This is a genomic window from Stenotrophomonas sp. TWI377 (assembly GCF_039674525.1).
Classification (GTDB): domain Bacteria; phylum Pseudomonadota; class Gammaproteobacteria; order Xanthomonadales; family Xanthomonadaceae; genus Stenotrophomonas.
This window is the reverse complement of record NZ_JBDJNT010000009.1, coordinates 116,116-130,289: the sequence shown is the minus strand read 5'-3', so window position 1 is coordinate 130,289 and position 14,174 is coordinate 116,116. Positions and strand designations below refer to the sequence as shown.

Genomic DNA, 14,174 nt, shown 5'->3' with positions numbered 1-14,174 from the left:
GTGCCGGCCAGCGGCCGGTCTACCGGGCGTCAGCCGGCAGGAACACCGCCACGCACAGACCGCCCTCGCGGCGGTTCTGCAGCGAAATACGGCCACCATGCGCTTCGACGATCTCACGGGTCAGCGCCAGGCCGAGCCCGGTGCCGTTGCGCTTGGTCGAATAGAACGGCATCAACGCGTTCTGCAGCACCGCCTCGTTCATGCCCTTGCCGCGATCCAGTACTTCCAGCCGCAGCCACTGGGGCAGGCGGGTCAGGCGGACCTCGACGTCGTCATTCGGCGGCTCGGCCTCGCCACACGCTTCATGGGCATTCTTGAGCAGGTTCAGCAGCGCCTGCCCGAGCTGGGCGATGTCCACGCGGCTCTGCAGATCGTCGGGTACCTCGGCCATCCGGAACGGAATCTGGTGCTGCAGCCCGCCCAGGAACAGGTTCCACTGTACGGTCTGCAACTGCGGCTGTGGCAGCTTGGCGAACCGCGCATAGCCGCGGATGAAGCCTTCCAGATGACGCGCGCGCTCCTCGATGGTGGCGAACACCTCTTCCAGCCGCTCGGTCTTGCCGCGCCGGACCAGCTCGCCACCGGAATGCGCCAGCGAGGCGATCGGGGCCAGCGAATTGTTCAACTCGTGGCTGATCACCCGGATCACCTTCTTCCAGGTCTGCACTTCCTGGCGGCGCAGTTCGGCGGTCAGCAGGCGGATCAACAGCAGATCGTGCGGGCGGCCGTTGAGATGGAAGTTGCGGCGTGACAGGTGATAGATCTGCTCGTCGTCCTCATCGCGCTCATCGTCGCTGTCCTGGCCTTCGCCACGCACCGCGAAGAGGCTGTCGCCCCCGCGGGCGATGGCGTCGCGCAGCTCGATCGGCATCGTCGCCATGACGTCGTCCATGCGCTGGCCCTCCAGCTTCCAACCGTTGTGCAGCAACTTGCGCGCCGCCAGGTTGGAAAACACCACGCGCTGCACGCCGTCGCCCCCGTGCGCCAGCAACAGCATCGATACCGGCGTGTTCTGCACAATGGTGTCCAGCAGCAGCTCGCGCTGGACCAGGTCCTGGCGCTGCGCACGCAGCACATCGCCCAGTTCGCGGTGGGCCTGGACCAGATCGCCCAGCTCATCATTGGAGGGCCAATAGATGCCGAAGTTGTATTCACCGTCGCGGTAGCTGCTGGTGGTGCCGGACAGGGCGCGCAGCAACGAGCGGATCGGTGCGGTCGCGCGGCGCAGGCTCCACCACATCAGCGCCAGCAGCACGACAACCGAAATGCAGGTGACCGCCCAACCACGGTCCAGCCAGAACGCCAGATACCACGGGAATGCAGCTGCCAGTGCCAGGACCGGCAGCAGCCGCAGGAACAGCCGGAAGGTGAACGAGCGCCGCTTCATTCGCGCGGGATGCCGTAACGGTCCATGCGCCGGTACAGCGCCTGGCGGCTGAGCCCGAGTTCGGCAGCGGTCTGGGCGATGATGCCGTGGTTATGCGCCAGTGCGGTTTCGATCCGGCTTCGGTCCGGGTCCACGGCCGGGCTGGCCGCGCGCGGGGCCGCGGCGCGCGGCAGGTTGAGATCGCCTGCCTCGATGCGCGGTCCCGTCGCGAACAGTTGGGCGCGCTGCAGCACGTTGCGCAGCTCGCGCACATTGCCCGGCCAGGCATGCCGCTGAAGCGCGGTGGCCGCCGCGGTGGACAGTGGCTTGCCAGTGTCCAGGAAGCGTTCGGCCAGCGGCAGGATGTCGCCGGGGCGGTCGGCCAAGGCCGGCAGCGCCAGCTCGACAGTGTTGAGGCGGTAGTACAGATCCTCGCGGAACTGGCCATCGCGGATCATCGTGGGCAGATCGGCGTTGGTCGCGCTGATGACGCGGACCTTCACCTGCCGCTCGCGGTTGGAACCCAGCCGTTCGAAACGGCCGGTTTCCAGCACGCGCAGCAGTTTCATCTGTCCACTGGCAGAGAGATTGCCGATCTCATCCAGGAACAGGGTGCCGCCATCGGCGGCCTCGAACTTGCCTTCGCGTGCCTTGTTGGCACCGGTGTAGGCACCGGCCTCGGCACCGAACAATTCCGCCTCGATCAGCTCGGACGGAATCGCGCCGCAGTTGAGCGCGACGAACGGCCCCTTGGCCACCAGCGAGTTGGCCTGGATGATCTCGGCGATCTTCTCCTTGCCCGCGCCGTTGGGGCCGGTGATCAGCACCGGCAGTGCCGAGCGTGCCACCTGGCAGGCCAGGCTGACCACGCGCTCGCTGGCCGGATCGGCCACCACGGCACCGCGCAGATCGTAGCGGGCCTCCAGCGCCGAGCGATCGCGTTGCTCGCGGTCGCGGCGGCGGTCCAGTTCGCGGCGGGTTTCGGAGAGCTCCAGCAGGTTGTTGACCGTGATCAGCAGCTTGCGGTCGTCCCATGGCTTGGCCAGGTAGTCCGCCGCGCCCGCCTTGACCAGATCGACCGCGCTGCTCAGATGTGTCCAGGCGGTCAACAGGATCACCGGCAGGTCCGGATGACGTGCACGGATCTGCTGGAACAGGGCTTCGCCTTCTTCGCCGGAGGTGGTGTCCTCGGTGAAGTTCATGTCCTGGATCACCAGATCCACCGGCTGTTGTTCCAGCAGCGCCAGCCCCTGCTCGGGCGAGAGCGCGTGCAGGGTATCGATGTCGTGCAGCGAGAACAGCACGTCGAGTGCGGTGCCGACGCTGGCGTTGTCGTCAATGATCAGGATCGAGGGCATGCGGCAACGTAGGACCGGAAGTGGAATCAAGAGTACCGGAGCGCCGGGCCAAGGGGCAGATGGCCCGGCGTGGCGGGCCTCAGCCGCCGGCGCGTGGCGGCGTTGCGGGCTGGGGGATGGGCGGTGTCTCGACCGCCAGCACCTCGCTCCAGGCGGCGGTGTCGACATCCACGGTCACCTGGTCGCCCTTGCGCAGCACGACGACGGGCACCCGGGTGGCCTTGTTGCCAACCAGCGCATGGGTGAGGTCGGCCATGCGCCGGACGGGCTGGCCATCCACGCGCAGGATCCGGTCGCCGCTGCGCACACCGAAGTAGCTGCTCGGTTCGGTGGTGGTGACGCGCACGATGCCATCCCGGGCATCGACCACCAGATGGTGGCCGGCGTCACGCCACTCCAGGCGTGCGGTATCGGTCTGGGTGGCGGCCAGCGCAGGTGCGCTGGCCAGCAGGAGGGACAACAACAGGGTCGTGATCCTGGTCTTGGTCTTGGTATTGGTCTTGCGCATTTCAGGCACTCCGGGTGGCGACGGCAGGGGGGACGGCGGCGGCGCGACGGGCCGGGCCGAAGACAGCGATCTGGCCCAGCAGCCACAGCAGTACCGCGCCGATCGGCAGGTAACTGATGGGCATGCGTGGCAGCTCGTAGTTGTTCATCAGCCACAGATTGATCGTGTAGGCCATCAACATGCCCAGCACGATGCCGACCGTGGCCAGCAGGAAGTTCTCGGTCTGGAAGTAACGCAGGATCTGGCTGCGGGTGGCGCCCAGCGCACGGCGGATGCCGATCTGCTTGGTGCGCTGCTGCACCCAGAAGCTGGCCAGACCAACGATGCCCAGTGCCGTCACCACCAGCAGGGCAACGCACACGGTGATCAGCAGGCCGACCATGGCGCGGTCGTTGGCGAAGTACTTGTTGCGCTGTTCCTCGTAGGTGGATTTGCCGCGGATCAGCCGGCTCGAATCGACACGTTCCAGTGCCGTCACTGCTGCCTTGATCACCTCGTCCCGACGCGCGGGATCGGTGACACGGATCAGGTAGAAGCCTTCGTCGTAGGTCGCCCGCAACGGCAGCATGATCGAATACTGGATGTCGCCGCCAACCGGGTTCGGGCGGGCCAGCACCTTGACGATGCCGACGATGCGCAGCGGCATGGAACCGCTGTAGACCGTCTTGCCCAAGGCATCACCGCCGGGGAACATCTTGTCGGCAATCGCCTTGGTGACGATGATCGCCGAGCCCGTTTTTTCGGCGTTCTCGTCGGTCAGGGCATCCGCTGCGTCGCGGTATTCGTCGCTCTGGAAATCACGGCCGGCGATCAGCTCCACGCCCAGTGTCTCCAGCGCGCCTTCGCGGGCGAAGTACTGGGAGGTGCTCAGCGTCGAGCGTTCCTGGTTGGGGGTCAGCCCCAGGCCCGTGTTCCAGGAGCTGTTGCGGAACGGAATCTGGTTCAACGTCACGGCACTCTTGACGCCCGGAATGGCCTGCAACGCCGCCAGGTCTTCGCGGGTGCGCGCGGCCGCATTGACCTGGGTGCCGATGCCGCCCAGGCGGACTTCGATCAGTTCGGTCTCGGCGATGCCGCTGGGCTGGTTGATCTTCTCGATGCGCTGCCCGATCAGGAACAGCGCATTGCAGACGATGGCGCAGGTCAGGGCGATCTCGAGCACGATCAGCGACGCGGCGGTTTTATGCCGGCGCAGGGTGGAGAGGATGGGACGGATATCCATGGTGTGCTCCGGATCCTTACTGCGATTTGAGTTGGATGGCGGGCGCGACCTGCATGGCGCGCAGCGCCGGCAGGAAACCGGCCAACAGGCTGGCGACCAAGGTCAGCGCGAAGGTCATCAGCAGCATCTGCCCATCCAGCGTGGCCAGCTTGGCGTAGTCCACCGGTTGCTGGCGCACCGCGTACAGTCCCAGCATCGCGAGTACCAGGCCGAGCAGGCCGCCGGCCAGGCCGACCGTACCGGCCTCGATGAGCGACTGCAGGAAGATCTGGCCGCGGCTGGCACCCAGCGCCCGGCGCACGCCGATCTCGCCGCTGCGGCGCAGGAACTTGGCCAGCAGCAGGCCCACGGTATTGATCAGGCAGACCAGCAGGAAGCCCATCGCCAACCACAGCTGCAGGCGCACGTCACCGGGGACCACCTTCTTGTAGTCCAGCCACTCCATGACATTGCGCAGACGGACGTTGTTGGGACGCTCGAAGCGGCCGGCCGCACGCTGCTGGTCGGAGTAGTTCTCCAGGTAGCGCCGGTACTCCGCAGCTTGCCCGGCGTTCTCCAGCTCCACCCAGTACTGGATCCAGGTGCAGCTGGCGGTCGGGCCGGTCGGATCGGGTTCGTTGCGGCGGCCGAAGCAGTCCATGCTGCCGCTGCGGTCGAACTTCAGCTCGATGGCCGTGGTGAAGGGAACGAACACATCTTCGCTGTCGCCATAGCGACCGGTGTTGAGATCGTAGAAGTGCGGGTTGGGGTGCCACTCGTCCAGAACGCCCACCACGGTCATCGTGTTGCCATTGATGCGCAGTGACTTGCCGACGCTGTTGGCGCCATCGAACAGCTTCTGGTTGAGTGTCTTCGTGATCACCGCGACCCTGCCGCGGCCCTCGTCATCGGATTCCTTCCAGCCCTGGCCGTACTGGAACGGGGTATCGAACATCGGGAAGAAGTCGCCCGAGGTGTAGCGAGAATCCGTGACGAACGGACGCAGCGTGCTGCTGTCCGGCTCGATGGTGACGCCGCCACCGGTCATCATCGCCTGGCGCTTGGCATGTTTCTCGCTCAGCAGTCTGGTGGCATCGAAGCGGGTCAACTGGTCGGCCGGTTCTTCGCCAGGCTGATAGCCAAGCGCCGACTGCGGATCAATCTGCACGCTGAAGAGCCGGTCGCTCTTCTGCGGAATCGGATCGCCGGACAGGACATGGAACACGGTCAGTGTGGTCATCGAGGCGCCGATGCCCAGCGCGATGGCGATCACCATCAGCGCGGTCAGCACCTTGTTGCGCCGGAAACTGCGCAGCGCCAGTCGGAAGTAGTAAGCGATCATGGCCGGCCTCAGTCGTTGGCGATGGCAGCGGCAACCGCGGGGCGCGGCGTGGAAAGCACCGGGTCGCGCAGCAGGTCGGTGACCTGGCCGTCGACGATGTGCACGTTGCGCTTGGCACGGGCGGCCAATTCGGGATCGTGGGTCACCATCACGATCGTGGTGCCCTTGGCATTGATTTCTTCCAGCAGCTCCATGACGCCACGGGCCATCTGGCTGTCCAGGTTGCCGGTCGGTTCATCGGCCAGCAGCAGGCGCGGGCTGCCCGCCAGCGCCCGCGCGATCGCGGCGCGCTGCTGCTGACCACCGGAGAGTTCGGCCGGGTAATGCTTCATGCGCGAGCCCAGGCCCACCTGGGCCAGCGCGTGCTCGATGCGCTCCTTGCGCTCGGCAGCGGGCATGCCGCGGTAGCGCAGCGGCACATCGACGTTGTCGAACAGGTTCAGATCGGAGATCAGGTTGAAGCCCTGGAAGATGAAGCCGATCTTCTGGTTGCGCAGGCGGCTGCGCGCGTCATCGCCGAGCTGGCTGACGTCCTGGCCATCGAGCAGGTAGGTGCCGCTGGTGAAGGTCTCCAGCAGGCCGGCGATGTTGAGGAAGGTGGTCTTGCCCGAACCGGACGGACCGGTCACGGCGACGAACTCGCCTTCGCGGACATGCAGGTCCAGCGACCGCAGGGCGTGGGTTTCCACCTGTTCGGTGCGGAAGACTTTGGCGACCGAGCGCATTTCAAGCATGGCTGTTTTCCTTTGAAAGTCGAGAGGATCGAAAGGGACTGAATCAGTTGATGGAGACGCGCTCGGCATCGCCGAACAGATCGCTGCCGGACACCACGACGCGATCGCCGGGCTGCAGGCCAGAGAGGATTTCCACTTCGCCCAGGCTGCTCACACCGAGCTTGACCGGGCGACGGACCGCACTGCTGCCGTCCATGACGTAGGCGTAGCCGTTGCCCTGTTCGACGAACGGGCCGCGTTCGATCTTGAGTGCGTTGCGGCGGGTATCGAGCAGCACGCGGGCCTGCATCCGCTGGCTCTGGCGCAGGCCCTGCGGCTGCTTGTCGGCGAAACGGATGCGGGCATTGACCTCGCCGGCGACCACTTCCGGGGAGACGGCGGAAATCTCGCCGGCGAACTGGCCGCTGCCGCCGGTCAGCTGCGCAGGCATGCCGATCGTCAGCTCGCGGGCGAAACTCTCCGGCACCTTGATCTCGATCTCGAAGCGCGACAGGTCGACCACGCCCAGGATCGGCGCATTGGCGACCACGTTGGTGTGCTGGGTCGCCTGCACCTGGCCGACCTGGCCATCGAACGGCGCACGCAGCGTGAGGGCGTCGACCTGGCGCTCGACCTCGGTCACCACCGCACGCTGGCGGTCGGCGAGCAGGCGCTTGTTGCGCGCATCGAGGTCGGCGCCCTGGGCCTTGAGCAGGGCGTCCTTGCGGGCATGTTCGAGCTGGATGTCGCTCTTCTTGACCGTGTCTTCTGCCTTGGCGACATCGACCTGCGGCACCGCGCCCCCATCGAAGCCACGCTTGTAGCGTTCCAGATCGCGCACGGCCGCCTGGCGTTCGATCACCGCCTGGTCGGTATCCTTCTGGGCCGTGGCGCGCGCCAGGGTCGCATCCAGGGTGGCGCGGCTCGCCTCGGCCTGCAGACCGGCCAGGGTGGCCTGTTCCTGGGCCAGCTTGCTGCGCAGTTCGGGGCTGTCGATCACGGCCAGTTCCTGGCCCTGCTTGACCACGTCACCGGCCACCACCTTCAGATTCACGTTGCCGGCGGAGATCGCATACAGCACCGGGTTGTTGGCCGCGATCACACGGCCATCCGCGGCGATGTCGCGGACCATGTCTCCGCGGGTGACCTCGGCCACCCGGACACGGGCGCTGTCGAACGAGCGGCTGGCACCGAGCCAGGCGCGGGCGGCGAAACCGATCGCCAGCAGCACGACCAGGGCGGCGACCGCCGGCCACAGCCAGCGCTTCCACGGGGCGGGCGCGGCATGCGAGGAAAGGGTCTGGTCCTGGGCGGAAGTGTCGCGGATCATGGGGCTCGTTCGCGGTTGGGTTGTGAAGTACCAAAGCAGACTTCGTGCCAACTTTTCACCCTTTGAAAACAAGGGGTTGCGATCGGGGTGGCGTGTCCGCGTGTCCGCGGACACCGGACCGGACACTTTCGTTAAGCCGACAGCGCCCAAGCCGCCGGGGCGGCCACGCTAGAATGCGAGGCTAACCAGCAGGGATCTGAATCTATGTGCGGCATTGTGGGAGCGATCGCCCATCGCGACGTGGTACCGGTACTCATCGAAGGCCTGAAGCGACTGGAATACCGGGGCTACGACTCGTCGGGCATTGCCGTGATCGACACCACCGCCGCCGAAGCTGACGTCCGCCGTGTGCGCCGCACCGGCCGCGTGGCCGAGATGGAGAAGGCCGCCACGAGCGAAGGCTTCCAGTCGCTGCTCGGGATCGGCCACACCCGCTGGGCCACCCACGGTGGCGTGACCGAGGCCAATGCGCACCCGCACATCAGCCACGGCGTGGCGCTGGTGCACAACGGCATCATCGAGAACCACGAAGAACAGCGCGAGAAGCTGCGCGGGTTGGGCTATACCTTCGAGTCGCAGACCGACACCGAAGTGATCGCGCACCTGATGCACCATCACCTCAAGGAAGGCGACAGCCTGCTGTCCGCGCTGCAGCGCACGGTCAAGGAACTGACTGGCGCCTACGCGCTGGCGGTGATGAGTCGTGCCGAGCCGGATCACTTCGTGTGTGCGCGCATGGGCTGCCCGCTGCTGATCGGCGTGGGCGAGGGCGAGAACTTCGTCGCCTCCGACGTGTCGGCGATCCTCCAGGCCACCCGCACGGTGATCTTCCTGGAAGAGGGCGATACCGCCGATATCCGCCGCGATGGCGTGCAGGTGTATGACGAGCACAACCAGCCGATCGTGCGTGACGTGCACCTGTCCGATGTGTCGCTGGCCTCGCTGGAGCTGGGCCCGTACCGCCACTTTATGCAGAAGGAAATCCACGAGCAGCCGCGCGCGCTGGGCGACACCATCGAGGCGGCGATCGACGCCGGTGGCTTCCCGGCCACCCTGTTCGGCAAGAACGCCGAAGCCGTGCTCTCGGGTATCGAAGGCGTGCAGATCCTTGCCTGTGGCACCAGCTATTACGCTGGCCTGACCGCGCGTTACTGGATCGAAGCCATCGCCGGCCTGCCGTGCAGCGTGGAAATCGCCAGCGAATACCGTTACCGCGCCGCCTATGCCAATCCCAAGCACCTGATCGTCACCATCTCCCAGTCCGGCGAAACGCTGGATACGATGGAAGCGCTCAAGTACGCCAAGTCGCTCGGCCACCTGCACACGCTCTCGATCTGCAACGTGCCCGAGAGTGCGATTCCGCGCGCCAGTGAACTGGTCTGCTACACCCGTGCCGGTGCCGAGATCGGTGTCGCCTCGACCAAGGCCTTCACCACGCAGCTGGCGGCGTTGTTCCAGCTCACCGTGGTGCTGGGCAAGCTGCATGGCCGCATCGACGCCGTGCAGGAAGCGGACTACCTGGAGCAGCTGCGCTTCCTGCCGGGCAGCGTGCAGCACGCGCTCAACATGGAACCGCAGATCGCCGCGTGGGCCGAGCGCTTCGCGCGCAGGAACAGCGCGTTGTTCCTGGGCCGTGGGCTGCATTACCCGATCGCGCTGGAAGGCGCGCTCAAGCTCAAGGAAATCTCGTACATCCACGCCGAGGCCTATCCGGCCGGCGAGCTCAAGCATGGCCCGCTGGCGTTGGTGGATGAAGAGATGCCGGTGGTGGTGATCGCCCCGAACGACAGCCTGCTGGAAAAGGTCAAATCCAACATGCAGGAAGTGCGTGCCCGCGGCGGTGAGCTGTTCGTGTTCGCCGACCAGGACAGCAACTTCGTCGAGTCCGACGGCGTGCATGTGATCCGGACGCCGCGCCATGCCGGTGTGCTGAGCCCGATCGTGCATACGATTCCCGTGCAGCTGTTGGCCTATCACACCGCGCTGGCCCGCGGGACAGACGTGGACAAGCCGCGCAACCTGGCAAAGAGCGTGACGGTGGAGTGATGTGTCCGCCGCCGAGGCGGCGCTGACGCGTATCGAGGGTGGTCCTGCGGGGCCACCCTTTTTTTGTGCGCCACCCATGGGGTGGCTCTACGCGGCCGTCGGCACTGGAACTTTAGTCGTGCCCTGCGGCGGCATTCAGCGACGGTTTTACCGGCGGTGCCATTCTCAGGGTCGTCCCCCGCTTCCACGACGAACCGTCCCAGATTTGCAAACTCTTGGGCCAGGGTGCGGACGTAGAATCGAATGACCGAGGACCGCGTGGCGATGCCACCGACCTCGCTGCAACCAGGCGCATCTCTCGACTTCAGTAACCTGTAACAGGAAACAAGAATGAACGTCCGCGAACTCCTGCAATCCAAGAAAGAAGCCATCGTCACCATCGATGTGGAAGACACCATCGGTGCCGCGGCCCACAAGATGAGCGCGCACAAGATCGCCGCCCTCGTGGTGATGAAAGACGATGCACCGGTGCGTATCGTGTCCGAGAAGGACATCGTGCGCAGCCTTGCGGAAGATGGTCCCCAGGCGGGCAGGCGGGTCATTTCGACGCTGCCGTCGGCAGGGCTGGAAGGCATCGGTCCCGACGCGAGCCTCAAGCAGGCGATGGCGCTGATGACGTACTCCCGCCATCGTCATCTGATGGTGACCGAAGGCGCCACGCTGGTCGGCATCCTGAGCCTGGGCGATATCGTGAAGAATCTGCTCAGTGAGCTGGAGCTGGAAAAGGCGGTCCTGCAGGACATCTACATGGCGGCGCACTGACGCTGCCCTATCTGCGTTGACGGGCATTGCCGGCCATCGGCCGGCAACCCCATGCGAGGTCAACGTGTACGTTGGACCTCGACCAGGTGCTGGAGGTCGTCCTTCAGCAGCCGATAGGCGCCCTCGCGCGCTGCATCGCCGGTCTGCCGCAGTACCCACGACGGATGCACCGTGGCAAACGCCCGCGTGCCGTCGTCCAGCACGTGCCAGCGTCCGTGGTTCTCCATCAGATTGAAACCGGCCCCGAACACGGCCGTGGCCGCGCTCGCCCCCAGGCAGACGATTACCTGCGGTCGCACGTTCTCGATCTCGCCCATCAGCCACGGCCGACACGCGTTGATGTGGGTCATCTGCGGCTTACTGTGGATGCGCCGCTTGCCGCGCCGCTCGAAACGGAAGTGCTTGACCGCATTGGTCAGGTAGAGCGCGCTGCGCTCGATGCCGAGTTCGCGCAGCGCACGATCCAGCAGCTGTCCGGCGGGGCCGACGAACGGATGCCCGCTGAGGTCCTCGCTGTCCCCGGGTTGTTCGCCGACCAGCATGATCGATGCATTCGGTGGACCTTCACCGAACACCGTCTGCGTGGCCGGTTCCCACAGCGGACAGCGGCGGCACGCCGCGGCGGCATCGCGCAGCGCGTCGAGCGTGGCAGGCGTCGTCTCTGTGGCCGGCGCCGGTGCCGCGATGGCCTGGGGAATGCGCCGCCGCGGGGCCTGCGCTTCACGGTCGTGCATCTCCTGCACCCGGTCACCGGCATCACGCACCAGCTGTGGCAGCAACGAGGCTTCGGGCAGGTGCTTCCAGTATCTGGCGGGCATCTCCTGCTGCATCATGCGCGTGTTGAGCCGGGCCGGATTGAAGATGTTGGCGTAGTAGGTGCGCCACAATTCTTCGCGTGCGTCTTCCATCGGCGCATCGCTCTGGTGGCCGCCCGGACCGAACGACAGCTGCTGCCCATCCCAGTGCACGCTGCGGTACGGCGTCAGGATCGCCCAGCGCATGCCGGCGAATCGTCGCGCGAAAAACGGTGCGACGCGGTCGACGATCTGGTGATCCGGTTCGAACCAGGCAATGAACGCGTCCTGTTCGCCGGGCACCTCCCGGAAGCGCACGAAGGCCTTCATCTTATGCGTGTCGCGGCGTACCGCCTGGCTCAAGGCCATGGCGCGAAGCACGTCGGCATCGGCGGGGTTGGTGAGCAGACTGCGTTCGCCATGGGTGATGCGCCACAGCATGCGATAGAGCAGGGACATCCGCTGCGGATCGCGGTGGCACAGGCAGATGGCAGCCAGCTCGACAAAGCTCTTGGGGACATGGACCTGCGGCTCGGCCGGTGGCGCGCTGTCCTCCACCGAGCTCAGCGATGGCGCATCCAGCAGCGACGTCTCGCTGCCAGGCAACCAGTCCAGTTGATCCGGCGCGACCGCGTGACGCAGGGCCAGGCGCGCGGCGGTACGCCACGCTTCCAGAGACCACGCCGGGTCGACCCGCACACTCCAGCGCGACATGTCAGTGGGCGGCCGTGTCGGGGAACAACGCACCCTGTCGCGGCGGTGGTGCCAGTCGGGCACGTAGTGCCGCCGGGTCATCCAGTGCACGCCGCGGATGATGGTCGGCCAGCTGCACGAACGGCAGCAGCTTGCTCATCGGCGCACGCAGGCGGGCCACATCGGCCACGCGCAGGCGTCCATGCCGCCGCGCCATCAGTACGCGCTTGACGTTGCGCACGCCGAGCCCGGGCACGCGTAGCAGCAGCTCCTTGGGCGCGATGTTGAGATCGACCGGGAAGCGCTCGGGGTGGCGGATCGCCCAGGCCATTTTCGGGTCGATGTCCAGGTCCAGCATGCCGCCCTGGGTGGCATCGGTGATTTCCTCCACGCCGTACCCGTAGAAGCGCAGCAGCCAGTCCGCCTGGTAGAGGCGGTGCTCGCGTGCCAGTGGCGGTGCCTGCAGGGGCAGCGCCTTGCTCGCATCGGGAATGGGGCTGAAGGCGGAGTAATAGACGCGGCGCATCCGATAGTTGCCGTACAGATTGTCGGCCGCGCTGAGGATCTGGTTGTCGCTGGCACCGTCGGCGCCGACGATCATCTGGGTGCTCTGCCCGGCCGGCGCGAAGCGGGGCGCGCGGGCCCGGCGGCCGCGCAAGGCCGGCGCGGGGGGCGCTGCGGCGGCTGCCGAGGATGATGGCGCGTCAGGGTCCGGATGTGACGTGCGCGCTTCCTTGGCTTCCTCGATGCGCCAGCGCAGCTCGCCCATCGCGCCGCGGATCGACGGCAGGGATTTCTCTGGCGCGAAGCTGGCCAGCCCTGCCTCGGTGGGCAGCTCGATGTTGATCGACAGCCGATCGGCATGGCGACCGGCAAGCGCAAGCAGTTCCGGGGAGGCTTCCGGAATGGTCTTGAGGTGGATGTAGCCGCTGAACCGGCGTTCTTCGCGCAGCACGCGCGCGATCTCCACCATCTGCTCCATGGTGTAGTCGGCATTGCGGATGATGCCGCTGGAGAGAAACAGGCCTTCGATGTAGTTGCGCTTGTAGAAATCCATCGTCAGCGCGACCACTTCCTCCACGCTGAAGCGTGCCCGCTGCACGTTGCTGGAGACGCGGTTGACGCAGTACGCGCAGTCGTAGATGCAGAAGTTGGTCAGCAGGATCTTGAGCAGCGACACGCACCGGCCATCGGGCGTGTAGCTGTGGCAGATTCCCATCCCCTCGGTACTGCCGATGCCGCCGGATGCACGCGAATCGCGCTTGCCCGCGCCACTGGAGGCGCAGGACGCGTCGTACTTCGCGGCATCGGCAAGGATGGCCAGTTTGCGGATCGTCTCCATGGAAAGACCGTACCGAGGCACGATCTCATCCAGTGAGACGCATCAGATAGTCCCTGAAGAATTCAGGTTCCGACTCAGCCTTCGAAGGTCACTTTCACCGAGTCCGCGCTGTAGGTAGCCGGCCCATGGAACACCACTTCGATGTTGTTGCCATCCGGATCCAGCGCGAACGCCGCGTAATAGCCCGGGTGGTAAGGGCGCTCGCCCGGGGCGCCGTTGTCCTTCCCACCGTTGGCCAGCGCCGCCTGGTGGAAGGCCTCGACCGTGGCGCGGTCGCGCGCCTGGAAGGCGAGGTGGTGGCGACCGGTGAGCTGGCCCAGCGCCGCGTCGCTGTCCGGCGTGGAGATGAACAGTTCGTCGGCCCAGAAGTAGGTGTCGCCTTCGCCGGCGATCGGAATGCCGATCGTGTCGAACACGGCCTGGTAAAAGCGGCGGCTGGCGGCGAGATCCCTGACCACCAGCTGCAGGTGATCGATCAGGCGGCCGCGGTGCAGTTCCATCGTTTCCATACCGGCTCCGTTGGGTGGTGGGACGGGGCGCAGATATATCACCGGACGCAGCGCGACGCATCGCGGCGATGTCGATCTTGCTGACTGAGCGCAGCGGTCTGTCGGCCACGGCCCTTCCGCCGGCCCGCGCGCTGACCTACGCTGCGCGCTGACGTCATGAACGCGCAGGCGGAGGAGGCACGATGCTGTGGATGGTGATGATGGCGCAGG

General features: G+C 66.2%; 12 protein-coding genes. 2 read left to right on the top strand and 10 right to left on the bottom strand.

Annotated features, from left to right (window positions below; genetic code table 11):
- Positions 1 to 19 precede the first annotated feature (19 nt).
- The 7 genes from ABE546_RS09890 to ABE546_RS09860 all read right to left on the bottom strand — a co-directional run bounded on the left by ABE546_RS09890 (position 20) and on the right by ABE546_RS09860 (position 7,818).
- Positions 20 to 1,387, bottom strand: a complete 1,368-nt coding sequence (locus ABE546_RS09890) for an ATP-binding protein (RefSeq protein WP_346463521.1) — start codon at positions 1,385 to 1,387, stop codon at positions 20 to 22.
- Complete coding sequence (locus ABE546_RS09885; protein WP_346463517.1) at positions 1,384 to 2,724, bottom strand: sigma-54 dependent transcriptional regulator; 1,341 nt, start codon at positions 2,722 to 2,724, stop codon at positions 1,384 to 1,386. Before ABE546_RS09885 ends, ABE546_RS09890 begins: the two co-directional genes overlap by 4 nt.
- A gap of 79 nt (positions 2,725 to 2,803) precedes the next feature.
- On the bottom strand, positions 2,804 to 3,232 hold the full coding sequence (locus ABE546_RS09880) for a PDZ domain-containing protein (RefSeq protein ID WP_346463515.1): 429 nt from the start codon (positions 3,230 to 3,232) through the stop codon (positions 2,804 to 2,806).
- Position 3,233: 1 nt separating this feature from the next.
- Complete coding sequence (locus ABE546_RS09875) at positions 3,234 to 4,454, bottom strand: FtsX-like permease family protein (RefSeq protein WP_313209107.1); 1,221 nt, start codon at positions 4,452 to 4,454, stop codon at positions 3,234 to 3,236.
- A gap of 16 nt (positions 4,455 to 4,470) precedes the next feature.
- The gene (locus ABE546_RS09870) at positions 4,471 to 5,775 is read right to left on the bottom strand and encodes an ABC transporter permease (RefSeq protein ID WP_313209108.1); all 1,305 of its coding nucleotides are present in this window, start codon (positions 5,773 to 5,775) and stop codon (positions 4,471 to 4,473) included.
- Between the two features lie 8 nt (positions 5,776 to 5,783).
- Entirely contained in the window at positions 5,784 to 6,509 is a 726-nt protein-coding gene (locus tag ABE546_RS09865; protein ID WP_176988123.1) for an ABC transporter ATP-binding protein, read from the bottom strand.
- Positions 6,510 to 6,552: 43 nt separating this feature from the next.
- On the bottom strand, positions 6,553 to 7,818 hold the full coding sequence (locus ABE546_RS09860) for an efflux RND transporter periplasmic adaptor subunit (protein ID WP_313209109.1): 1,266 nt from the start codon (positions 7,816 to 7,818) through the stop codon (positions 6,553 to 6,555).
- A 204-nt stretch (positions 7,819 to 8,022) separates the two neighbouring features.
- On the opposite strand from ABE546_RS09860, the gene glmS reads away from it, so the two are divergent.
- Together glmS and ABE546_RS09850 are read left to right on the top strand one after the other, a co-directional pair.
- Positions 8,023 to 9,864, top strand: a complete 1,842-nt coding sequence (gene glmS / locus ABE546_RS09855; protein ID WP_346463514.1) for a glutamine--fructose-6-phosphate transaminase (isomerizing) — start codon at positions 8,023 to 8,025, stop codon at positions 9,862 to 9,864.
- A gap of 330 nt (positions 9,865 to 10,194) precedes the next feature.
- Entirely contained in the window at positions 10,195 to 10,626 is a 432-nt protein-coding gene (locus ABE546_RS09850; RefSeq protein ID WP_176988126.1) for a CBS domain-containing protein, read from the top strand.
- A 59-nt stretch (positions 10,627 to 10,685) separates the two neighbouring features.
- Here the strand turns inward: ABE546_RS09850 and ABE546_RS09845 are convergent, their stop codons facing one another.
- The 3 genes from ABE546_RS09845 to ABE546_RS09835 all read right to left on the bottom strand — a co-directional run bounded on the left by ABE546_RS09845 (position 10,686) and on the right by ABE546_RS09835 (position 13,964).
- A complete protein-coding gene (locus ABE546_RS09845; RefSeq protein WP_346463512.1) occupies positions 10,686 to 12,134 on the bottom strand; it encodes a UdgX family uracil-DNA binding protein in 1,449 nt (482 codons plus the stop codon).
- Between the two features lies 1 nt (position 12,135).
- On the bottom strand, positions 12,136 to 13,455 hold the full coding sequence (locus ABE546_RS09840) for a putative DNA modification/repair radical SAM protein (protein WP_313213027.1): 1,320 nt from the start codon (positions 13,453 to 13,455) through the stop codon (positions 12,136 to 12,138).
- Positions 13,456 to 13,529: 74 nt separating this feature from the next.
- Positions 13,530 to 13,964, bottom strand: coding sequence for a VOC family protein (locus ABE546_RS09835; protein WP_319211429.1), 435 nt, complete (start codon positions 13,962 to 13,964; stop codon positions 13,530 to 13,532).
- Positions 13,965 to 14,174 lie beyond the last annotated feature (210 nt).